Annotated in this window: 25 protein-coding genes and 1 tRNA gene; 7 read left to right on the top strand and 19 right to left on the bottom strand. The window is 63.4% G+C overall.

What is annotated here, in order from left to right:
• Positions 1–398: 398 nt before the first annotated feature.
• The 6 genes from AB6730_RS06345 to AB6730_RS06320 all read right to left on the bottom strand — a co-directional run bounded on the left by AB6730_RS06345 (position 399) and on the right by AB6730_RS06320 (position 5067).
• The gene (locus AB6730_RS06345) at positions 399–677 is read right to left on the bottom strand and encodes a hypothetical protein (protein WP_371022805.1); all 279 of its coding nucleotides are present in this window, start codon (positions 675–677) and stop codon (positions 399–401) included.
• A 658-nt stretch (positions 678–1335) separates the two neighbouring features.
• Positions 1336–2289: a hypothetical protein gene (locus tag AB6730_RS06340; protein WP_371022804.1), complete on the bottom strand. Its 954-nt coding sequence runs from the start codon at positions 2287–2289 to the stop codon at positions 1336–1338.
• Positions 2290–2366: 77 nt separating this feature from the next.
• Positions 2367–2442, bottom strand: a tRNA-Thr gene (locus tag AB6730_RS06335).
• A 16-nt stretch (positions 2443–2458) separates the two neighbouring features.
• Positions 2459–3265, bottom strand: a complete 807-nt coding sequence (locus AB6730_RS06330) for an SPOR domain-containing protein (protein ID WP_371022803.1) — start codon at positions 3263–3265, stop codon at positions 2459–2461.
• A gap of 66 nt (positions 3266–3331) precedes the next feature.
• Positions 3332–4090 (bottom strand): type III pantothenate kinase, encoded by a 759-nt coding sequence (locus AB6730_RS06325; protein ID WP_371022802.1) that lies wholly within the window; start codon positions 4088–4090, stop codon positions 3332–3334.
• Positions 4087–5067: a biotin--[acetyl-CoA-carboxylase] ligase gene (locus tag AB6730_RS06320; RefSeq protein WP_371022801.1), complete on the bottom strand. Its 981-nt coding sequence runs from the start codon at positions 5065–5067 to the stop codon at positions 4087–4089. The genes AB6730_RS06325 and AB6730_RS06320 overlap by 4 nt, the downstream gene beginning before the upstream one ends.
• A gap of 200 nt (positions 5068–5267) precedes the next feature.
• Between AB6730_RS06320 and AB6730_RS06315 the strand changes: the two genes are divergently transcribed.
• Entirely contained in the window at positions 5268–5606 is a 339-nt protein-coding gene (locus AB6730_RS06315) for a hypothetical protein (protein WP_371022800.1), read from the top strand.
• 19 nt (positions 5607–5625) lie between these two features.
• The gene (locus tag AB6730_RS06310) at positions 5626–6390 is read left to right on the top strand and encodes a zinc-dependent peptidase (RefSeq protein ID WP_371022799.1); all 765 of its coding nucleotides are present in this window, start codon (positions 5626–5628) and stop codon (positions 6388–6390) included.
• Positions 6391–6496: 106 nt separating this feature from the next.
• Here the strand turns inward: AB6730_RS06310 and AB6730_RS06305 are convergent, their stop codons facing one another.
• The 7 genes from AB6730_RS06305 to AB6730_RS06275 all read right to left on the bottom strand — a co-directional run bounded on the left by AB6730_RS06305 (position 6497) and on the right by AB6730_RS06275 (position 11939).
• Positions 6497–7882 carry an ATP-binding protein gene (locus AB6730_RS06305; protein WP_371022798.1) on the bottom strand — a complete coding sequence of 462 codons (1386 nt, stop codon included), beginning with the start codon at positions 7880–7882 and terminating at the stop codon, positions 6497–6499.
• A 55-nt stretch (positions 7883–7937) separates the two neighbouring features.
• A complete protein-coding gene (locus AB6730_RS06300; RefSeq protein ID WP_072321955.1) occupies positions 7938–8630 on the bottom strand; it encodes a response regulator transcription factor in 693 nt (230 codons plus the stop codon).
• Entirely contained in the window at positions 8630–8917 is a 288-nt protein-coding gene (locus tag AB6730_RS06295; RefSeq protein WP_371022797.1) for a PepSY domain-containing protein, read from the bottom strand. The genes AB6730_RS06300 and AB6730_RS06295 overlap by 1 nt, the downstream gene beginning before the upstream one ends.
• Positions 8918–9067: 150 nt before the next feature.
• Positions 9068–9574: a GNAT family N-acetyltransferase gene (locus AB6730_RS06290; protein WP_371022796.1), complete on the bottom strand. Its 507-nt coding sequence runs from the start codon at positions 9572–9574 to the stop codon at positions 9068–9070.
• A 37-nt stretch (positions 9575–9611) separates the two neighbouring features.
• Positions 9612–10592, bottom strand: a complete 981-nt coding sequence (gene dusA, locus AB6730_RS06285; protein ID WP_371022795.1) for a tRNA dihydrouridine(20/20a) synthase DusA — start codon at positions 10590–10592, stop codon at positions 9612–9614.
• Positions 10593–10657: 65 nt separating this feature from the next.
• Positions 10658–11422, bottom strand: coding sequence for a hypothetical protein (locus AB6730_RS06280; protein ID WP_371022794.1), 765 nt, complete (start codon positions 11420–11422; stop codon positions 10658–10660).
• A 208-nt stretch (positions 11423–11630) separates the two neighbouring features.
• Positions 11631–11939: a helix-turn-helix domain-containing protein gene (locus tag AB6730_RS06275; RefSeq protein ID WP_371022793.1), complete on the bottom strand. Its 309-nt coding sequence runs from the start codon at positions 11937–11939 to the stop codon at positions 11631–11633.
• Positions 11940–12139: 200 nt separating this feature from the next.
• On the opposite strand from AB6730_RS06275, the gene AB6730_RS06270 reads away from it, so the two are divergent.
• Positions 12140–13420, top strand: a complete 1281-nt coding sequence (locus AB6730_RS06270; RefSeq protein WP_371022792.1) for a glycosyl hydrolase family 28-related protein — start codon at positions 12140–12142, stop codon at positions 13418–13420.
• A 62-nt stretch (positions 13421–13482) separates the two neighbouring features.
• Here AB6730_RS06270 and AB6730_RS06265 read toward each other — a convergent pair whose 3' ends face one another.
• Positions 13483–13899 (bottom strand): DUF1801 domain-containing protein, encoded by a 417-nt coding sequence (locus AB6730_RS06265; RefSeq protein ID WP_371022791.1) that lies wholly within the window; start codon positions 13897–13899, stop codon positions 13483–13485.
• 35 nt (positions 13900–13934) lie between these two features.
• Complete coding sequence (locus AB6730_RS06260; RefSeq protein ID WP_371022790.1) at positions 13935–14828, bottom strand: LysR substrate-binding domain-containing protein; 894 nt, start codon at positions 14826–14828, stop codon at positions 13935–13937.
• A 127-nt stretch (positions 14829–14955) separates the two neighbouring features.
• Here AB6730_RS06260 and AB6730_RS06255 point away from each other — a divergent pair, with 127 nt between their 5' ends.
• Positions 14956–15693: an SDR family oxidoreductase gene (locus AB6730_RS06255; protein ID WP_371022789.1), complete on the top strand. Its 738-nt coding sequence runs from the start codon at positions 14956–14958 to the stop codon at positions 15691–15693.
• Between the two features lie 38 nt (positions 15694–15731).
• Positions 15732–16634 carry an SDR family NAD(P)-dependent oxidoreductase gene (locus AB6730_RS06250; RefSeq protein WP_371022788.1) on the top strand — a complete coding sequence of 301 codons (903 nt, stop codon included), beginning with the start codon at positions 15732–15734 and terminating at the stop codon, positions 16632–16634.
• 29 nt (positions 16635–16663) lie between these two features.
• On the opposite strand, the gene AB6730_RS06245 is transcribed toward AB6730_RS06250, so the two are convergent.
• Positions 16664–17527, bottom strand: a complete 864-nt coding sequence (locus tag AB6730_RS06245; RefSeq protein WP_371022787.1) for a TolB family protein — start codon at positions 17525–17527, stop codon at positions 16664–16666.
• Positions 17528–17550: 23 nt separating this feature from the next.
• On the bottom strand, positions 17551–18714 hold the full coding sequence (locus tag AB6730_RS06240) for a low specificity L-threonine aldolase (RefSeq protein WP_371022786.1): 1164 nt from the start codon (positions 18712–18714) through the stop codon (positions 17551–17553).
• Positions 18715–18883: 169 nt separating this feature from the next.
• On the opposite strand from AB6730_RS06240, the gene AB6730_RS06235 reads away from it, so the two are divergent.
• On the top strand, positions 18884–19714 hold the full coding sequence (locus AB6730_RS06235; protein ID WP_371022785.1) for a plasmid replication/partition related protein: 831 nt from the start codon (positions 18884–18886) through the stop codon (positions 19712–19714).
• A 99-nt stretch (positions 19715–19813) separates the two neighbouring features.
• Positions 19814–20302, top strand: coding sequence for a hypothetical protein (locus AB6730_RS06230; RefSeq protein WP_371022784.1), 489 nt, complete (start codon positions 19814–19816; stop codon positions 20300–20302).
• 22 nt (positions 20303–20324) lie between these two features.
• On the opposite strand, the gene AB6730_RS06225 is transcribed toward AB6730_RS06230, so the two are convergent.
• Positions 20325–20660 carry a J domain-containing protein gene (locus tag AB6730_RS06225; RefSeq protein ID WP_371022783.1) on the bottom strand — a complete coding sequence of 112 codons (336 nt, stop codon included), beginning with the start codon at positions 20658–20660 and terminating at the stop codon, positions 20325–20327.
• The gene (locus AB6730_RS06220) at positions 20657–21370 is read right to left on the bottom strand and encodes a hypothetical protein (protein ID WP_371022782.1); all 714 of its coding nucleotides are present in this window, start codon (positions 21368–21370) and stop codon (positions 20657–20659) included. The genes AB6730_RS06225 and AB6730_RS06220 overlap by 4 nt, the downstream gene beginning before the upstream one ends.
• Between the last annotated feature and the right edge of the window lie 6 nt (positions 21371–21376).

Below are 21376 nucleotides of genomic sequence, written 5' to 3'. Positions count from 1 at the left end.
ACCTCGGCAGACGCTGGACTTCCAGAGCCCTGCCGAGGTACTCAATCAAACTGTTGCATCGACCGATTGAGATCGCCCCGTCGCCCGCGCAAAAACGAAGCCCCGGACGCCTCGGTCTTCGAGGCACCTACCTGCCGCTACACGGCTCATCCCGAGCCCAGGCTGCCACGGTTGTTGAGGGCACTCACCGAGCCCCTGAGCCCCAGGGAGCGGGCGGATCCGGAAGCGTGTTCTTGCGAACGGCCAGCGTGTCGAGGACCTCAGCGCGATGGACAGACGACAATCTGCCTTCACGCGCGCCAACGTTCGGTAGCCCGTAAGGGCTATCGAACCACACGCCTACCCTCGCATAGGTTGGCTCCGCCATCCTGTCATGGGTGCTGGCGGGGACTTTCTTTTTACGCGCGCGGTAAGCGCCAGGACGCCGATGCCCATTGCGCGGTGATCACCCAGCCAGCCTTCCCGGTCGCCGCGATCGCGATGTCCGCCAATTGTCGAACGGCCTCAGCCGACAGATTTCCTTCCCAATAGTACTCAGCGGTTGGAAGGTAGTACTTGACGCCGTTGTCATCTGGAATCGCACGCGAGAATCCCTTCTTCGCCATTTCCTCGTGTAGCCGCTGGTAATCGGCCGCATCAGCCGAATGTAGTTCTATCCTGGTCAAGAATGTCGCCATCTATCCCTACTCCCTAGCTAGTTTTTCAAACGAAAAGCTCCGCAGTTTCCCGCGGAGTTTGGCCAAAGAACACGTGATGGGTCGTGAAGCCCCTTGCGAACACTGCCTCGCAGAAATATTCGCAGAGGCTCTCGAACTCATCACTGCCGCGGAGGAGCCCTAAGCTTGGTCAACTCGCCAAGGGCAGCGATGAAGAACACCTTTTCGCGGAACGTCGCCAGCGCGCGGCTTCAGGCGTTTTGAGGATGACGACGAAGAAAGCACAGGGCCGGCGCACGGAGCGCCGGCCGGTGACGCCGGAACAGCGCGTATTTATCGCCGTTGTAGGTCAACTTCCCCTTACCCCCATGAAGCTCCCTCCCCTGTCTTCGCTAGGAAACCAGAACGTGTAGGAGGAGGCAAGGAAATATTCTTCGCTCTCAGTAGAGCTTGAGACTTTACAGCGAACACACCAATCGCTTTGACGGAAACTGTACAATTTATTGAAAATAAAAAGATTTTTTGTGATCTAGCGTCAATCACGCCTCCCTGGCGTCCACGAAAAAGCCGGCTTTCGCCGGCTTCTTATCTGGAATTCAGCGGGAAGCTGATTAGCCGCCCTGCGTATCGTTGTCGCGGAACATGGTCGTACTCCCCTTTGGTGTGGACGAACTATAACTCAAAACTTAGCGCGAAATGTGACTGGTACGGAAGGTCGCAGATTCTCTATGACGAAAATTTCCGTCGATTCCCCTGAATTCAAGGGATGGTTCCCGATGATGTTCACGAAAGCTGGCCGCTTTGGATCTGGGTGGGGCTCAATAGACAGCACTTGGCTCACCAAGTTCGTGACCACGATTGTGAACCTTTCCGCAAACCGGTTTGCGCTCGTCCAAAAATTATCGTCTGTATTCACCCAACCTTCGTACTCGTATTCGTAGCGAAGCTCACCGTGGGGTGGAATTTCCAGCTCTACCGACCCTTCGTGTCGCTGATCTCCAACGAGTGGGACCGGATGCGGCAGATGCGATTTCTTAGGACCGTAATGTCCAGAACTATCACACGAGACCGTCTCCACACGGATGAGGTTTCCAATGTGATCGGAATGCCCAGACACGGAGTCGAACATCACACGAACAGGCATCCGTTGGTGATAGTCATCCCATCTCATCATGTTGACGATGGTCATGGAAATGAGGACGTTTACTCTGACTACATTGTTCGGAACATCAAACTCAACGAAGCTGTACCGCGATTCTGCGCTGCGAATTACAGCGCCTAACCGCATCAGCTCTTCGGTGAGGAACTCCCGAGTGGAATCGTTCTCCTCGAGACGAGCGGAATAGAGGTAGGCGATTCGATCAGAGATCGCATCCTCATCCGGTTTTCGCAATGACCCCAAATAGGCGAACGCACCCAGCAGCGCGAAGCCGACTACGCCTGCCAACAACGAATCCACGAAAGCCGAAACCCTGTTGGGGGAAAACGTTGCGGCTTCTGGGTAGAACTTCCATACCGCGGCGTAACAGAGCAGCACCGCACCAAGCGACAGAAACATCGCCCATGCGACGCTCTTTAGTCCGCGACGGACAGCCGGCGACGTACCGGCAAAGAATCGAATTCGAAATGACATGCCCCTGCTTCCGTTGCCTCGCCGTTGACTCAAAAACGGCCTCGCGCCGCGTCCAGCGGTCAAGCCCCTGATTCCACTGGTGCCGACACCCGGATTCGAACTGGGGACCTACCGCTTACAAGGCGGTTGCTCTACCAACTGAGCTATGCCGGCGAAGTCACAGAGTTTATCAGAAGCAGCCGGTGGTTCTAGCCGTGATGCCGGGGGTGCGGATGCTCCGGCGGATGTCGGTCCCGGCCTCGTCGGGGACGACGACATCGAGCCACCAGACCGGCGTGACCTCGGTGCGCTCGCTCATGCGCGCCGGGAAGCCGGCGGCGATCACCTCGTCGCGGCGCTTGCGGGCGTTGGCGGGGTCGTGGAACAGGCCGAGCGCGACCGAGTTCTGCAAGTCGCCCTGGGCGGTGACCACGAAATAGTCCTTGATGCCCTTAGCATCCAGGCGGCGGGCCTGGGCGAGCGCCTGCTCGCGCGTGGCCAGGGCGGGCAGGAAGACCCGCCAGCCGTGCGACTCGCTGGTCTGCTCCTGGCGCTGGCGGCTGCGCACGGTGCGTGGCGCGATGGCGGTGCGTGCCGCGCGCAGGTCGACCTGGTTGGCGAACGGCCCCAGGGCCAGGCAACGATAGCTGCGGCGGGGACTGGTCGGCGCGGTCTCGGCGGGTACGAGAAGCGTCTCACCTGCCACGGCCTTCGTTGCGGGTTTCGCGGGAGGGGTGCCTGGCGACGTCGTGGCCGGGGCAACGGTGGATGCCGCCTTCGGCAGGCTCGCGACGGATGCGGGTGCTGCCACGGCTGCGGATGCCGCTGGCGGCGCGGCACTCACCGGTGGAGCCGGCAGTTCGGCGAGGAGCTTCAGCTTCGGCACGCCGCCATCCGTTGGATCGACGGCGTGCGTCGACGAATCACCCAGCAGCAACCACGCGGCCACCGCGATGTTGAGGGCGATCAGCAAGACGAACAGCAAACGCAGCAGCATGGTGGCCTTGGGCTTCCGGTGGGGGCCTGCGCGCGTTCCCCTGTAAGAACCGGCGGCGTCGGAATTCTAGGCGATATTGTCCGCGCGGGCATGCGTCTTCGCCCACACGGCGAGTCCGCGCAACACCGCATCCGGCACCAGGACGACCTCGCGTTCCAGCAAGGGCGCCAATACATCGGCATCGCCGCCACCCAACGTCACCGTCGGATTCCCCCCAAGAAGCTTCGTCGACCGATCGACGAAGCGATCGACGAGTGCCGCGCATGCCTGCCAGCAACCGGAAGCGAGGCCATCGGCGGTGTTGTCGGCGAGGTCGCGTACGGTACCGGCATGGCCCGGCCGTACCTGGACCGTGGCGCCGAGCACCGACTGCTGCATCAGCAGCGGGCCCGGGGCAATCCATCCGCCCAGGTGCCGCCCGTCCCCGTCCAGCGCGTCCAGCGTGAGTGCTGTGCCGACACTGGCCAGCACGCACGGCGCACGGCCTGCCGCGAGGGCATCCACCATCGCCAGGAAGCGATCGACACCGAGTCGCTGCGGTTCGGCATAGGCATTCGTGACGCCGCAGGCCTCGGCGGGCGTACGCACCCACGCGGGTGTGCGACCGAAGGCTTTGTCGGCCGCCACGGCCACGGCCGTCTCGCGCGCGGAATCGACCACGGACGCGCCGACGATGCGCTCGGGCGTCGGCCACGATGCCCAGAGCGTGGCCAACTCATGCGCAATGTCGGCATCCCAACCGAACGCCCCACGATGCGTGAATTCACCGCCATCCATCAAGGCGAACTTGAGGCGGGTATTGCCCAGGTCCAGCAGCAGGATCATGTGGTGCTCCGGCGCACCGAGACTTCGGCACTGTCCACGGTGACGAGTTCTCCATCGGCGAGGCGTACACGCAAGGCGCCGCGTTCGTCGACGCCCTCGCCCACGGCGATGTATTCGCCGCGCGGATCGATGATGCGCAAGGATTCGCCACGCAAGAGGTCGTTCGCCGCGTACTCGTCGGCGAATGCCGCGAAGCCGTGGCGCTCGAAGGTGCGCAGTCCCTCGGTGAGTTCCGCCACGACCGCGCTCGCGAACCGGTTGCGGCCGGGCGGATCGCCACCGGTCACCGAGGCGAGGTCGGTGATCGGCTGGCCGACGCGTTCGTGCAGGTCGTCCGGCAGGCGGATGTTGACGCCCACGCCGATCACCGCCGCGCATGGACCGGAGTATTCGCCGGACAGTTCCACCAGGATTCCCGCCAGCTTGGCGTTGCCCGCCAGCACGTCGTTGGGCCATTTCAGCCCGGGCGTGCGGATGCCGACCTCGCCCAGCGCGCGGATCAGCATCACGCCGACAGCGAGCGACAAGCCCGACAACGACGCGAAGCCACCGTCGAACCGCTTGAGCACCGACAGGTACAGGTTCATCCCCGGCGGCGACAGCCACGGGCGTCCGCGACGGCCGCGCCCAGCGGACTGGCTTTCGGCTATCACGAAGGCCAGGTCGTCGAGCACGGGAATGCGCCGGGCCAACTCGCTGGATGTGGAATCGATCTCCCAGTGCACCTCGAGCATGCCGACCCCAGCCGAGGTCGCGGGCGGCAAGGCCGCGCGGATACGCTGGCCGTCCAGCAGTTCGGTCGGCCACGGCAGCCGGTAACCGCCGCCGACCTTGGCCTCCACGGGCACGCCCTTGAGACGCAAGGCCTCGATCTGTTTCCAGACGGCGGCGCGCGTCACCCCGGCCTTCTTGGCCAGGACGGCGCCGGACACGGCATCGCCGCCGGCAAGGGCTTCGAGGAGATCGCGTGCGAGCATGGTTGCCGTCGGGCCGTCAGGTGGCCGCTGTCGAGGGTGGGGAAAGCCGGGACATCGGGCGATTCTAGGGCAGTGGCGCCCTTTTCGCCCGCCCGGGGCCGGGAGCGGCGCACGGCGACCTCCAGCACTGGCAGCCTCGTCAATTTTCTGCGAGGATCGGTTGTCCCCCTTTTCGTCCCGAGGGGCCTCAGGGTTTACCGATGAACGCCAGACCGTACATCTTCGGATGTCTGTGCCTCGTCGGTGCCGCCGGCACCGCCGCCGCTTCCGACATCGACCCGACCAGTGGTCTGCTCTCCATGGGCAGCACTTCCTCGTCGTCGTTCGAAGGCAGCTCGCGATCGCCGCAGGGCGGCGGCCGCGATGGCGTCGGTAACGAAATCGGTTCGTCGCGTCCCGTGAACGCGCCACAGCGCAGTGCCACACCCACTCCCGTGCCGTCCCCGGTCGATGCCGGCGATGGCGTGCACGATGACGGCATGCCCATGCGTTCTTCCTCGCCGAGCTGGCAGTCGCTGCTCCCTGGCTCGATGTTCTGATCCGTTCCGGCCGATCACCTTGGGCTTCATCCAAACGCTGATCGCGCGATTCCGCGCGCCCGTCCCACCGATCGACGATGCCGCATGGCGGCAAGCCGTCCAGCGCGTACCCCTCGCGAAGGCACTCGATCCTCCCCGCGCGCATTATCTGCGCCAGCTCGCGGCGATCTTCCTGCACGACAAACGCTTCCACGCCATGGGCGATGCGCCCCTGGACGATTTCTGGCGCCTGGTAATCGCCATGCAGGCCAGCCTGCCCGCGCTTCCGCACGGCCCGAAGGCCTTCAAGGGCTGGACCAACGTCCTGGTCTATCCCGGCGAATTCAACGTACGGCGCAGCCATCGAGACGCCCCTACCGGCGTGGTGACCGACAGCGACGACACCTTGATCGGCGAAGCGTGGGAACGGGGCCCGATGATCCTGTCGCTCGCCGACGTGGCGCTCGACCTGGAAGCGCCATGGGACGGTTTCAACGTGGTGATCCACGAGATGGCGCACAAGCTCGACATGCTTGCGGGCCCGGCCAACGGCGTGCCGCCGCTACCCTCGTCGATGAACCGGCGGCAGTGGATCGAAACGATGCAACGCGGCTACGACCGCCTCTCCAAGGCGGTGGAGCGAGGCCGCCGGACGGCGATCGATCCGTACGCCGCCGAAGCGCCGGAAGAATACTTCGCTGTAACCAGCGAACTGCATTTCTCGCAACCCGCCCTGCTCCGCGAAGCCGAGCCCGACGTAGCGCGCCTGCTCGACGCCTTCTACGGCCCCTCCCCCACCACTTGACCCACACCCCTCGCCGGTGGCTCCGGTGGAAAACCACTCCGGCTGGAAAGCTGCTCTGGTGGGAAGCCGCTTAAGCGGCGATGCCCCGCCTCAAGGCATAAAGCCATCAAGGCGGCGGAAGCTTCACACTAAACCGAGCCCCACCCAGCTCCTCCGAGCGATCCACATGCAGTTCGCCCTGATAGGCCTTCACGATGTCCTGCACGATGGACAGGCCGATGCCGTGCCCCTGCACCCGTTCATCACCGCGCACGCCCCGCTGGAGGATCTTCTCGATCTTCTCGTCGGGAATACCGGGGCCGTCATCCTCGACGACCAGTTCGAGGCCACTGCGACCACGCACCTTGCCGACGGATCGCGCGGTGAGCAGCACGCGATGCGATGCCCACTTGAACGCGTTCTCGACCAGGTTACCCATGAGTTCGAGCAGGTCGCCCTGCTCACCGGGAAAGCTCACGCCTTCTTCCAACTCGAACTCGCAAAGCACGTTCTTCGCCGCATAGACCTTTTCGAGGCTCTGCACGAGATCTTCGGCATGCCCGGCGATCGGCTCCACCGAGGCGATGGTGCGTCGGCCCGACGTGGCCGCGCGCGAAAGCTGGTACGCCACGATCTCATCCATCTTGCGTACCTGGTCGAGGATGTCGCCGCGCAGGGTGTCGGCGTCACCCCCGCTCTCCAGCTGCGAGCGCACCACCGCCAACGGGGTTTTCAAGCTATGCGCGAGATCCGCAAGAGTGTCGCGGTAACGCGAGCGTTGCTCGCGCTCGCTGTCGATGAACGCGTTGAGGCGCCGGGTAAGCACCGTCAATTCCACTGGATACGGTCCATCGAGGTGATCCCGCGTACCGCGTTCGATGTGGGCGAGATCGCTGGATACGCGGCGCAAGGGCAACAGACTCCAGCGCAACAGGAAGAGCTGCAGCAGCATGAGCATCATGCCCAGCATCGCCAGCCACAGGAACTGCGTGCGCCGGTATGTCGCCACCTGGCGCTCGAACTGGTCTTCCGTCTGCGCCACCGCGAAGGTCAGCGGCACACTGCGCTTGTCCGTACTGTCCAGCGAGACACCGTAGCTGAAGACATAGAGCTTGCCGCTTCGCGTTTCCACCGGTTCGAAGGCGGTCTCGCCGGGCGACAGCATGCGCACGAAGTCGAAATCGCGTCCCAGCGCGGACGACGACTCCCAACGGAACCCATCGTTGCCGACGATGATCGCGTAAAGCCCCGAGCCGGGCCGGGAGAAGTCCGGATTGGGCTGGCTGTCGGGGGTGGTGACCTTGCCGGCCCGGGTGATATCCGTGCCGGTGATGTACGCGATGGCGTAGTTGTGCAGCCGGTCGTGCATGGCCGACAACTCGGAGGCGTAGTTGGCCTTGTTCTGGGCAAGTCCGGTCAGGCCGAGAAACGCGGCCAGCGCGAAGCCGGTCGCCAGCGCCGCGCGCGCGGCCAGCGAGAGGGGCCGGCGTTTGATCGGGGAAGCGTTGTCCATGCTTCGAGCTTACCTGCGGGTGGCGCGGCAGCTTGCCCGCGCCACCCGCGGGCGATCAGTCTTCGTCTGCTTCGTTGCGCGGGATGGCGAAACGGTAGCCCCGGCCACGAACGGTTTCGATCGGCTTCAGGGCGCTTTCCGGATCGAGCTTGCGACGCAGGCGGCCGATGAAGACTTCCAGCACGTTGGAGTCGCGGTCGAAATCCTGCTGGTAGATGTGCTCGGTGAGGTCGGCCTTGGAGACCAGCTCGCCCGCGTGCAGCATCAGGTATTCCAGCACCTTGTACTCGTAGCTGGTCAGGTCGACCTGGCGGCCTTCGACCGTCACCGTTTGCGCCGTGGTGTCGAGCTTGATCGGTCCGCAGGCCAGCACCGGCTTCGACCAGCCGCTGGCACGGCGCACCAGCGCGTTGATGCGCGCCAGCAGTTCCTCGACGTGGAAGGGCTTCACGAGGTAGTCGTCGGCGCCGTACTTGAGACCCTCGACCTTGTCCTGCCAACTGCCACGGGCGGTAAGGATGAGGATCGGGTAGCGCTGGCCGTGCTCACGCAGGGCCTTCACCAGGTCCATGCCCGACAGCTTGGGCAGGCCCAGGTCGATGATGGCGAGATCGAACGGCACTTCGCGACCGAGGTACAAGCCCTCTTCGCCGTCCTGCGCCGCATCGACGGCGAAACCGTCGCGCTTGAGGCGCGCGGCGAGTGTCTCGCGCAGCGGGGCCTCGTCCTCTACCAGCAGGATTCGCATCAATGTTTCTCCTTGTTATCCCCGGCATTGACGTCCAGGGGCTTGGCGGTTTCGGTACGGACGGGCACTACCTTGACGTGTCCGTCGAGGGTGAGCACCTTGACCCGGTATTCGGTAATCCGGCCGCGCTCCACCAACCGCGTATCCGCCGACAGCACCTTTCCCCCGGTATCCTTCTGCACCTTGCTCACCGCCTGCTCCAGCGTCAACGACTGGTCGGCCAGGGCGGCGACGGGCAAGGCAAGGCTGAGCGCGGCGAAAAGTAGCGGACGAAACGTGATTTTCATGTCTGGTGGAAGGCGACCGGATCTGGCTAGTCGACCGATCATGCCCAGCCCCGCCCAGCCCGAAGCTGAACGAAACCCGGGTAGCCCCGCGCCGGGGTACGCCCTGGCGCCTTCCGTGGACCGCCCATCCCCTCCGAACCGGATGCCCGGCTAGGGCACGCGCTCGAACATCGTCTGCGTCTTGCCCTTGTATTCGGCCTGCCCGAACGGCCGGTAGCCGAGGCGTTCACCCAGCCGCACCGAAGCCAGATTCTCCGGATTGATGAGGCAGACGGTCCGGCCAGCCTCGCGACGCTCGAAGAACCAGTCGTGGACGGCCAGCAGTGCCTCGGTGCCATAGCCCTTGCCATGCGCCGAGCGGGCCAGCGCCCAGGCACCTTCCGGAAAGGGATCGAATTGATCCCCCAGGCCCCGGCGGAAATGCGCCAGTCCCGCCTCGCCGACGAATCGGCCACCGTCCTTCTCGCGCAAGGTGAATAACCCGTAGCCGAAGGAGGTCCAATGCCCCACGTTACGAAGCAGCCGTATCCAGGTGTCTTCCCCCGGCGCGCTGCCGCCGATGAAGTGCATCACCTCCGGGTCCGTCCTCATCGCATGGCAGTCGTCGAAATCGGAGACGGCGCTCGGGGTAAGGATCAGACGCTCGGTGACGATCATGCGGTGCGGGCCTCGGGAAGGTGTCGGGGTGGGGGTATCAGGCGGCCTGCCGGAAGGCGGCCAGCGCGGTTTCGATCAGGCGCCAGTCGGCCCCGGGCAGATGGGCGCCTTCGGACAGCTGACGGCGGAACCCGCGCGCGCCGGGCTCGCCCTGGTACAGCCCGAGAATGTGCCGGGTGATGTGCTTCAGCTGCGTGCCACGAGCCAGTTCGGCATCGATATAGATGCGCATCCGCTCCAGGATGTCCGACCGCTCGGGCAGCGGTGTGCCATAGAGGTCGGCTTCCAGCTTCGCCAGGACGAAGGGGTCGTGATAGGCGGCCCGGCCGAGCATCACCCCGTCGACGTGAGCCAGGTGCTCGCGCACGGCTTCCACCGTGGTGATGCCGCCATTGATGACGATCGTCAACTCCGGGAACTCGCGCTTCAGCCGGTACACCCGCCCGTAGTCCAACGGCGGGATCTCCCGGTTTTCCTTGGGGCTGAGGCCATCGAGCCAGGCCTTGCGGGCGTGGACCACCAGTATCCGTACGCCCGCCTCGATCATCGTCGTGGTAAAGCGTTGCAGGTCGGCGTATTCGTCCTGGTCGTCCACGCCGATGCGGCATTTCACCGTCACCGGTACGTCGACCACCTCGGCCATCGCCTGGACGCATTCGCCGACGAGGCTGGGCTCACGCATCAGGCAGGCGCCGAACTTGCCGGATTGCACCCGGTCCGACGGGCAACCCACGTTGAGATTGATCTCGTCATAGCCTGCCTGCGCGCCCATCACGGCGGCCTTGGCCAGTTCAACCGGATCGCTTCCGCCCAGCTGCAGGGCCACCGGATGCTCTTCGTGGCTGTGCTCGAGCAGACGTAGCTGGTTGCCTCGAACCAGGGCTGCACTGGTGACCATCTCGGTGTAAAGGCGGGCGTGCGGGGAGAGCAGACGGTGGAAGTACCGGCAGTGGCGGTCCGTCCAGTCCATCATCGGGGCGACGGTCAGGCGGAAGGCTGAGGGGGCGGTGGGATGCATAGGGCGTATTCTAACTGCCCTATGCACGTGCTGTTTTAACCGTGATACCTCGCAGGTGCGCGGTATCAGTGGCCGTGCATGTCTGCTGGCGTCCCATCCGACCACGTTCCCACCCCGACAAGAAATACCAGGATGGGCGGCAATCCCTTGGTCTGGTCCTGCTGGTTCGGTGACATGAACCAATAGGGGCTGGACATGACAGGCGAGCCCTCCGCACCGGAACCCCAATCCTTGCCGTCCTTGACCAGGGTATCGAACATGAGGTGGGGCATGTTGTGCCCGCCTTCGTCGGTCAGATAAGACGATTTCGACATCATGAAATCCATGGCGCCGCTTTCGAGTTCCGGCAGTTGCTTCTTTTCATACGCGGCCTTGACCGCCGACAGCATCTCCGCCTTTGACCGGCCGGCCATCGCCAGCTTGGCGCGCAGATGGAAGATCGGCACGATCGCCCGGGCGGCCTGGGGATTCAGGCAATCGGCCGCCCTTATCTTCGGGTTCCAGAATTCCGGCCAGTCGAACGGCCCCGTCCAGCTCCTGCCAACCACGCAGACGAAGCCGTTCTTGCCTTCGACCGCTGTTTCGTAGCCGTTCCGTCCCAGAACCAGCACCGTCGCGTCACGCGAAATGGAGGCCGGTGCCGCGCTCCGCGCCAGGGCGATTTCTTCGTCCCGATTCGTCATGAGGTATTGGTCGACGGGGGCCATTTTTGGATAGGGCGCTGCGCCGTCGGCCTTCTGCGTGCCCTGTGCCGCTACTTGCTGCGATGTACCGAGCACCGCAAGCAACGTAAAGCTCATGACACCGATCGTCCGCTTAGCCTTGTGCATGGGATTCCTCCTGACGGTGGGGCTGCTTCACCGAGCCCGTGAGAGGCGCCGGTTGGCTGCCTTCACCTATCGTCGAACGACCGGACCGGATTTCGACAGGTCATCAACAAAATACTGTGCTGCGCCCTCCTCTTCATCGCATAGATTTCGCAGTCGCCAAATGAGAAGGCTATTTTCTCGTGGCCGAACCTGTAGATCGCGAAGCTCGTCAGCCTCCACGCTCTCGACGAAGCTCGTCCAGCGAACCCGCTGCTTCCGTGTCGATGAATTGCAATTCCATTCCCAGCACAGCAAGCACGGCCAGCAGCTTTCTCGACCCGAACTCCGGCGCCCTCCCCCGCTCGAAACGAGACAACGTTTCTTGGGTAAGACCCGCCCGCGCTGCCACCTCTCCTTGCTTCAAACCTAGGAGACGCCTTTTCACGGCTACTGCTTCACCCAATTCGTTGATTACTTGCATTTTGATGTATTTAGCAAATTCGTAGAAATATATCTTATTTTTTGACAAATAAATCAAAAATTTCCAAATTTCCTGCTTTGGTCACCGAAACCCCTGCAACTTGCGAACGCGCTCGCACATTTCACAATGAACAACGGCAACAGGGATGCCAATTGATATGGTGCACCTGGCTAGGGGCCGCTGACTTAAGTAAAGCCCCTTGGCCGAGGACAAGCGACGAGCAAAGCTGCCGTATGAATCCAACTGGAGGGAACTCAATGAAGAGACGTGATTTCGTAAGCATGATGCCGGCTGTTGCGGTAGGAGTTACAGCCATATCTTCGGCCGCCCAGGCGGCCACATCGGCCACCAATGCAACAACTCGATACGCGAATGTGATGGATTTCGGCGCGGTAGGTGACGGGATTCACGACGACACAGCTGCGATACAAACAGCAATATCTTCACTTTCAGCAACGGGCGGCGGCGTCTATCTTCCGCCTGGCACTTACGTCGTCAGTTCTACCATCGCCCTGATTCCCAACCTCACTCTCTCGGGATTTGGATCAAAATCTGTAAAAATTCTTCCAAAAACTACAGGAATTACTGTTCTACAGTATCTTTCCGATTCATCCCAACCTGCAAACATCTCAATCCATGGATTGGAGGTGGATTGCACCTCCGTGCCGGACATCACAGGGATCAATTGCAGACTCTCGGATCACCTATCCGTGACCGAAGTAATCTTCAGCGGATGCAGTTACAGCATTCAATTGGACCGGTGCAGGTACGTGGAAATACAGAATTGTATATCCCGTGGCAGTCCGTGGAATAAAGCGGGTACGCTCAAACTGTTTTCCGCAACGGTAACCGAATATATCCACGAAGTAAAAGTTACCAATTACCATGCGATAAATATAGGTAATGGCATTGCCAATGGCCATGCGATCATAGTTCATCGAGGCGTTGCGAACCTCATCGATGGATTTCTACTGAATGACGGCCACGTGGGTGGTGACGTTCACGCAGTCGGATTTTACGGCGATTGCCAGGGCTGCAAGGTATCTAACAGCGGTGTTGGCGCTTGTGCTGGCGGAATCTTTTTCGGCAAAGATATTTATTTTTCTTCGAACTCTATTGTCCCAAGCTTCGCTGTTATATCCAGTGTGGATATCGATCAACCGCAAGTGGCCGGCATATGGATGGCAGCGTGTAATTGGATTACGATTTTGGGAGGTAATTTTACTTCCTCGAATGCAAACACCTCTGCCACTGGCATACTAGTGCAGACAGGATCCATGATTACCATCTCCAATGTAACGATTAATGGCTTCTCCAACGGCAATGGCGTTCTTATTGGCGCTGGCGTTTCCAATATCACGGTATCCCAATGCCAGGTCGACCAGTGCGGTACCGGCCTGGGTGTTGTTAACGGAAATGGTCGAAATCTTAGCCTGATGGGGAACAGGTTAACCGGTAACACTAATGCCATACTTTTTGGCGCTACCGGTGGTGGAAGTTTGGTCCGAAATAATATCGGAACATCCGACCTCGCCTGAGTGCCTTCCAAGCGGTCCTCACCCATTCAGGTGTCCATTTGGAACGATTCGCGTGAATCGGGCTACTTAGCCCGATTCATCTTCGCCTTCCCGCCCGACGCATTGAGCGTAACAGCGGCGCGGACGAGCGCCTTGAAAGCATCCGCGTCGACCTCCTCGCCTTCGCCGATATCGATAGCGCGCCTCACGTTTCCATCCAGGCTCGAATTGAACAGCTTCGAGGGGTCTTTCAACGACGCCCCCTTGGCGAAGGTCAGCTTCACCTTCGCCTTATACGTCTCGCCGGTGCAGATGATGCCGCCGTGCTCCCATACCGGCGTGCCCATCCACTTCCAGGTTTCGACGACCTCCGGGTCGGCCTCATGGATGAGCTTGCGCATCCTCGCCAATGTCTCGCCGCGCCAGTCGCCGAGGCTCGCGATCCGTTCGTCGATCAGTCTCGGGGCCGACTCGTTTCCCGGTACATCCTTAGCCTTCATTTCCATACCTCCCCATCGATGGTCCGCGTCGAAGTTTATCGCCCCACGGGGCTGAACTGCTGGATCACCCAATCGATGAACACCCGCACGCGCGGGCTCAACTGGCGAGCCCGCGGATACAGGATGGACACCGGGCCCGGTGGCAGCGCGTAAGGTGCAAGCACACGCTGCAAACGCCCTTCGGCAAGGTCCCGTTCGATGTGGAACAGCGGCATCTGTGCGAGGCCGAAGCCGAGCCGCACGGCCTCGAGGAAACTCTCCGTTCCCGTGACGGATAGCGGTGCCGCCATATCCACCTTGGTAACCTGGCCCGCCTCGACGAATTCGAAGGGCCTCAATGCGCCCGTGGTGATGGAGCGGAGGCACACGGCACGATGATTCGCCAGGTCGTCGAGGCTCGTCGGCACGCCATACTTCTCCAGATAGCTGGTCGCCGCACACGTGATCCGCTCAAGCGACGTCACGGGCCTCGCGATCAGGTCGCTGTCCGGCAAAGCGCCATAGCGCAGTACGCAATCGCAGCCCTCGCGGATGATGTCGACCCAACGATCGCTCTCGCTCATGGCGATCTCGATCTGCGGGTACGCGGCGAAGAAGCGCGGAAGGCTCGGCATCAGGAAATGGCGAGCCAGGGTCCCCTGAACTTCGATCCTCAACATGCCCTTGGGCACCGCCCCGCTGAAGGCGCCTTCCGCGTCTTCGATGTCGTCGAGGATGACCAGGCAACGTCGGTAATAGGCCTCGCCATCGAGGGTGGGACGAACGGTTCGCGTCGTCCTCTGCAGCAGCTTCACCCCTAGCCGGTCTTCCAACTGCTTGATGACCTGGGTAGCCGTCGAGCGAGGAATGTCCAGGTCGTTGGCGGCCTGAGTGAAGCTCCGTCGGTCGACGACCCGGGTGAACAGCCGCATGGCCTCGAGTCGATCCATCCATCGCCCTTATTGTTCGTAATTACAGAATTGTGTTGCCAAAACTAGCTGGATTATTTGGCTGACTCAAGCGCGGATAGTTCGTCCCACGCCACCCACCACGGGTAGCCCTTCTGGAGACGAAATCATGAACGAGACGAAGAAAGTTGCCATCGTGACGGGTGCCTCGCGCGGCATCGGGGCCGCCATCGCCAGCCGGCTCGCGGCCGACGGCTTCACGGTCGTGGTCAATTACGCAGGCAACGTGGCGGAGGCAGAACGCCTGGTTGCGTCGATCGAGGCCGCTGGTGGCCGGGCCATTCCCGCGCAGGCCGATGTGAGCGATGGTGCCGCCGTCGCCCGGATGTTCGACGCGGCGCAGGCGGCGTTTGGCGGCGTGGACGTCATCGTCAATAACGCCGGCATCATGAAGCTCTCCAGCATCGCCGACACGGAAGACGCGTTGTTCGACAGCCACATCGCCATCAACCTCAAGGGCAGCTTCAACATGCTTCGCGAAGCGGCGAAGCGACTGCGTGAAGGCGGCCGCATCATCAACCTGTCTTCCAGCGTCGTCGGCCTCTACCAGCCCAACTACGCCGTGTACGCCGCCACCAAGGCTGGCGTGGAAGCCATGACCCACGTCCTCTCCAAGGAACTGCGCGGCCGCGACATCACAGTGAATGCCGTGGCCCCCGGTCCCACGGCCACCGCGCTCTTCCTCGACGGCAAGCCGCAAGCCGTCATCGACCAGCTGGCGAAGCTCTCGCCGCTGGAACGCCTTGGCCAGCCCGAAGACATCGCCAGCGCGGTCGCGTTTCTCGCCGGCCCCGACGGCGCCTGGATCAACGGCCAGGTACTGCGCGCCAACGGCGGCGTCATCTGACCCCTTTCGAACGACATTCCCCACCAGGACATCCCGTCATGAGCAAGAAAATCATCCTGATCACCGGCGCCTCCAGCGGTTTCGGCCGCATCACCGCCGAAGCGCTCGCCCGCGCCGGCCATACCGTGTACGCATCGATGCGCGACGTGTCCGGGCGCAACGCTGGAAACGCGGCCGAGATGGCCCAGCTATCGACCTCCGAAAACATCGACCTGCGGGCACTCGAACTCGATGTGCAATCGGAGGCCTCGGCCGAGGCCGCCATCGAGGCCATCATCGGAGAGAGCGGACGCATCGATGTCCTCGTCCATAATGCCGGCCACATGATGTTCGGTCCCGCCGAAGCCTTCACACCCGAACAGTTCGCCCAGCAGTACGACGTCAACGTGCTGGGAACGCAGCGGGTCAACCGCGCCGCGCTTCCGCATATGCGCGCCGCGAAGCAAGGCCTCCTCGTATGGATTTCAAGCAGCAGCTCGGCCGGCGGCACGCCGCCTTACCTCTCGCCCTACTTCGCCGCGAAGGCCGCGATGGATGCGCTGGCGGTGCAATATGCGCGTGAACTCTCGCGCTGGGGCATCGAGACCTCGATCGTCGTGCCGGGGGCCTTCACCAAGGGCACCAACCACTTCGCCCATTCGGGGCGCCCTGCCGACGAAGCCCGCTTGGCCGACTACGAAGCCGGTCCTTACAAGGGTTTTGGCGAGCAGGTCCAGAAAGCGTTCGCCGAGATCGTCCCGGACGATGCCGATGTCGGCGGCGTGGCCAAGGGTATCGTCGACATCGTCGGCATGCCCTTCGGTACACGCCCGTTCCGCTTCCACTACGACCCGACGCAAGACGGCGCGGACGTGGGCTTCGCGGTACTCGATCGCCTTCGCGCGGAGATGCTCCACCGCGTGGGCCTGTCCGACCTGCTCAAGCCAACCACATCCGCCTGAATCCGATCCGCGTTCGAAGATTGGCCGCCTCAGGGCGGCCAATCTTCCGTTCCCCCGCGCCGCCAGACGAAGAACTCGCCGGACTTCGGCTCACCCGCGTCGCGGGCGAACAACAACGATTTGCCGCTCGGCGAAAACACCGCGCCGATTTCCGTGCCGTTGACGTTGATGTCCGGGCCGAGCTTCACCCTTGGAGACCACGCCGTACCCGTCCACATCGATTCGTAGAAAGCGCCATCCGCATTGAGGATCAACCGTGAACCGTCCGGCGAGGGAAGCGCCTCGTATTCGTCGCCTGCGGTGTTGAGGCCTGCGCCGGCATTCTCGACCGTCCATCGACCTGAAGGCCCCTGACGAGCCCGCCAGATATCGTTCTTGCCGAAGCCGCCGGGCCGGTTCGATCCGAAATACAACCAGCCATCCGGTGCGAGCCGGGGAAACCATTCCGCCTCGTTCGAATTGACCGGAGCCGGCAGGCGCGACGGTATCCCCCAATGCCCGTCCGGCCCACGATCCACCTGCCAGATATCGAGATCCTTGCTCTTCATGCCGGCGGTGGCGCGGGACGATATGTAGTACAGGCGATTACCGTCCGGAGTGAACCAGGGATCGGCCTCGAGGCCGGGACCGGCGAAGGGTGGCGGCACGGGAGGCGACCAGCGCTTGCCCTCGCGATGTGACACGAGGATGCGCCAACCCGAGAACGACTTGCTGCTACGGACGAAGTAAAGGTCGCCGTTTCGCGGATCGAACGCGGCATGCGACTCGAACAGGTCGCTCGACACGCCGGCGGGCGTCCAGGGTTCCACCCGTTGCGGGGAACGATCGCTATCCGCGGCGATAGCGACGAATGGAATCATCAAGGTGAGGGTTACGAGGCGGAAAGTACGCATGTCGACTCCTATCCACCCGTGAGCTAGGGCGAAAAGGCAGCCGCGATGGCCGCCACGGGCTTGCGCAGGATCGTTTCGTTGAACGTGAGTTGCAACCTGCCTTCATGGACCGAGCCGACGACGATGTCCCGCTCCAACAGGCGTTCCCGCAATCCCGTGGCCATCCGTTCGTCGAGCTTGAGGAAGGCGATGTTGCTCCCGTTCGGTACGCGCTGCACTTCGACTCCCGGCATGGCACCGAGCAAGCCGAGCAACTTCTCCGCCTCGGCATGCACGCGAGCGAACCGCTGGTCGAACCCCGTCAATGTCTTCGACGCGATCGCCGCGGCTATCCAGCCATGGTAGATCGTGCCGCCGAACACGTGCCGCGCCAGGCGTGCTTTCGCGACGAAGTCCTTGCTGCCCACCAGCACCGCTCCGAACGGCGCGCCCAGGTACTTGTAGAGCGACACATAGACCGAATCGAACGGCGCGCAATAGCGCTGGAGGTCGAAGTCCTTGTTGCCATGCATCAATAACAAGCGGGCGCCATCCAGGTGCATGCCCGTGCCCTTGGTCCGGGCGAGCTCGCCGATCTTCGACACCGTTTCCTGCGAGACCGCCGCGCCATCCAACCGCCGCACGGGGCTTTCGATCGATACCGCACCGATCTCGACCGGGTAAGGCTTCTCGGCGCTTTGCGCGAAGGCCGCGGCCATGGCGTCGTAGAGGCCGTCCGACGCACCACCGTCGACCGGCACGGGGTTGATCGCATTCATCACGGCGACCGCGTCCGCTTCGTCGCGATAGACGTGGCTTTCCTTCTGCAGCAGCACACGCGAACGGTCGCCGCTCAGGAGCCGGATGGCGATCTGGTTGGCCATGGTGCCGGTCGGCATGAAAGCCGCGTCTTCCTTGCCCAGCAGCTTCGCGAATTGCGCTTCAAGGCTTCCCACCGCGCCCTCGGCGAGATACGAGTCGCCCACGTCGCTGGCGTCCTTGAGTATCTCGGCCAATTGGGCGGGATACTGCGCCGGTTTCCTCGGCACGTTGTCGCCGGCCAGGGAGACGATTTTCTCGACCGGGATGTCCTGCATCGAACGTGGCGTCTTGGCGGCGGCGTGTGCCGCGGGCCAGGCCAGGCCCAGGCCTGCCAGGGAAAGCGCACCCAACGGCGCGGCCTGCACGAACTCGCGACGACTGACCATCCGACCCCTCCCATGATGCCCCTGTGTCGGCCAAGACTCGCATGTCCTTTCGTGGCCGCCAACGGCCGTCCGTCATGGGTCCTGGCGGGGCGGAGGCCGGATTCCTGCACGGTTCCGCCGCAGGCACTAGAATGCCGCCCCCGCCGTCGCGTCCGCCTGTAGCCGCATCATGCATATCGTCATCAACGAAGACCTCAAGGCCTACATCGATCCGCTCACCCCGGACGAATACGAGGCGCTGGAGCGCAGCCTGCTCACTGAAGGCTGCCGCGATGCGCTGGTGCTTTGGGGCGACACGCTGGTCGACGGCCACAACCGCTACGGCATCTGCCGCAAGCACGACATCCCCTTCACCACCGTGCAGAACGAGCGTTTCCAGTCCATGGATGACGTGCACCTGTGGATGATCGAGCAGCACCTGGGACGGCGCAGCGTCTCGGACTTCCAGCGAGGCGTGCTGGCCCTGCGCAAGCGCGAGATCCTCGCCGAGCGGCGCGCTCGCACGGCCGCGTCCGAGGGCGCCGACGCGCCGCCGTCCGACCTGCCCTTCGATGCTGCCGGCGCGCAACCGGCGCAGGGCAAGCCGACCAAGGCCCCTCCCGCCGAGACCCGCAAGGACATCGCGCGCGAAGCCCGGATCAGCAGCAACCAGGTCGGGATGATCGAGAAGATCCGCAAGGAGGCCGCCCCGGAGGTGGTCGCCGCGGTCAAATCCGGCACCCTGTCGATCAGCGCCGCGGCGGCCGTGGCCAGCCTGCCCGAGGAAGAGCAGCGCGCCGCGGCCACCGCCGGCGACGCGGAACTGAAGGAAGCGGCCAAGCGCGTCCGGGAGTCGAAGCGCAAGCCACGCGAGAAGCCGACCGACGAGGTGAAGGCCTTGCGCGAGCAGGTCGCTGAACTCGAAGCCGAGAACCGCAACCTTCGCCGCGAGATCGACAGCCTGCGCGCCCGCCTTGGCGAAAGCGTGCCCGAGGACGCCGACGAGGCGCTGGCGGAGTAAGGTGGCGAAAGGCCGGGAACTCCGGTGGCACCCCGGTGTTCCAAGGCCGGTACACCGGACGCGCCCTGAAGCGTTCCATGGCCTAACCCGGAGCGTCCCATGAAACCGATCCTCGCCCTCGCCGCCCTTTCCCTCCTCGCCACGACCGCCATGGCGCAGGAAAAGCCGCTCAACCTCAGGCTGCCGGCGGACTATGTTCCGGCCTCCTCCAGCACTACCGCGCCCCCGGCCACCGGGCAAGGCACGACTGGTACGGCGGTGACGAAGAGCGGCGAAAGCGTCGCCGTGACCCCTTCCCGTCCGAAGGACCCGCCCGGCACCTACTACGGCGACACCAGCGGCCGCATGACCGGTGCCGACGTGGAAGACGACGGCCCCCGCTGCGACGACGCCACCTATAACAAGCCGCAGGTACACGGCAGCGTCAGCACGGGCGTGGTCAGCGCCAGCCACGGCGGCAGCGGCAACTACCAGGCGGGCACGGTGAGCCTCAGCCAGGCCTTCGGCAGCTGCGAGCATCCCACCGGAGGGGTCAGCATTTCCGTGGGCGGCGGCACGGGACACTTCGGCGGCGGCCGCATCCGCTGATTCCTTTTCTCGGTCGGCCCACTCAGGCGGGCCGGGCGGCGCACGCCTCCGCGTAGGCCGCGTTGATCTCCTTCGCACGGCGCTCGGCGAGCGCGCGGATATCCTCGCCCATGTTGGCCACCTTGTCCGGGTGGTACTGGCTCATGCGCGTGCGGTAGGCGGCCACGATCTCTTCATGCGACGCTTCCGGAAGCACTCCCAGCACCTCGTGCCATGGCAACGGCCGCTCGAAGAGGGGCATGGTGTCCAGGGGACGATCGTCCGGGGCAGGCTCGTCGCGCTTGCCCAGTAATGCGGATGTGTACTTGTAGCCGATCGCCAGGCAGGCGGCGATGACGACGAATTCGAGCGTGGTCATGCCAGCGCACCTTCGATCTGTAGGAGGTAGGTCTGCAATTGCGCGTGCCTCTCGCTGCCGAGGTCCTCGAGACCCATCTGCCGATGCAGCCTCGCACGGATGGCTGCGGTCAGGCGCGCACGTTCGCCGCTGTCGAGCAAGGCATGGGCCGCGGCCACCAGGTCGAAGCGCTCCGCGGCATGCATTCCCTGTTTCCGCACGATGTTCAACGCGTAGGGTGCGCAGAGCAAGGCATCGGAGGCCAACGAAGCGAAGCTCTTGCCGCCGAGTCCCGTGAGCTTGCGCATCCGCCACGTTCGAAGCACGGCCAGGACGATGGCGACATACAACGCGACCATCCAGCCCAGGAGCACCCACACCGAGGTGAACAAGACGGCGGGCATCGCGGCGAACAGCAAGGCCACGAGCATGACCGGCAACACCGTGGCGCGCACACCGACTCGCCAGGCACGCAAACCATGCGGCGACGCGACGTCGAGCGGAGGGAGGCGGGACGACCAGCGCAGGCGCAACATGAGTCGGCCGGGTGCGAGCAGGGGTGGTATGTAGACATGCCGCCCCGCCAGTTCGAAGTCCGAACCGACGGAGAACGACCAGCTGCCGTCCCTCCGTTCGAAGAACACCACCTCGTTGTGGTAGACGAGCAGCACGGCGTCGTAGAGATACATCCCCACGACGCCTGCCAGCAACCACCACGCGTGCGGCAACATCCCGGC

Origin of the sequence: Luteibacter sp. RCC_6_2, from assembly GCF_041360655.1 — a bacterium.
In the GTDB taxonomy this organism is placed as follows: Bacteria; Pseudomonadota; Gammaproteobacteria; order Xanthomonadales; family Rhodanobacteraceae; genus Luteibacter.
This window is presented reverse-complemented; position numbering and strand designations above follow the sequence as displayed.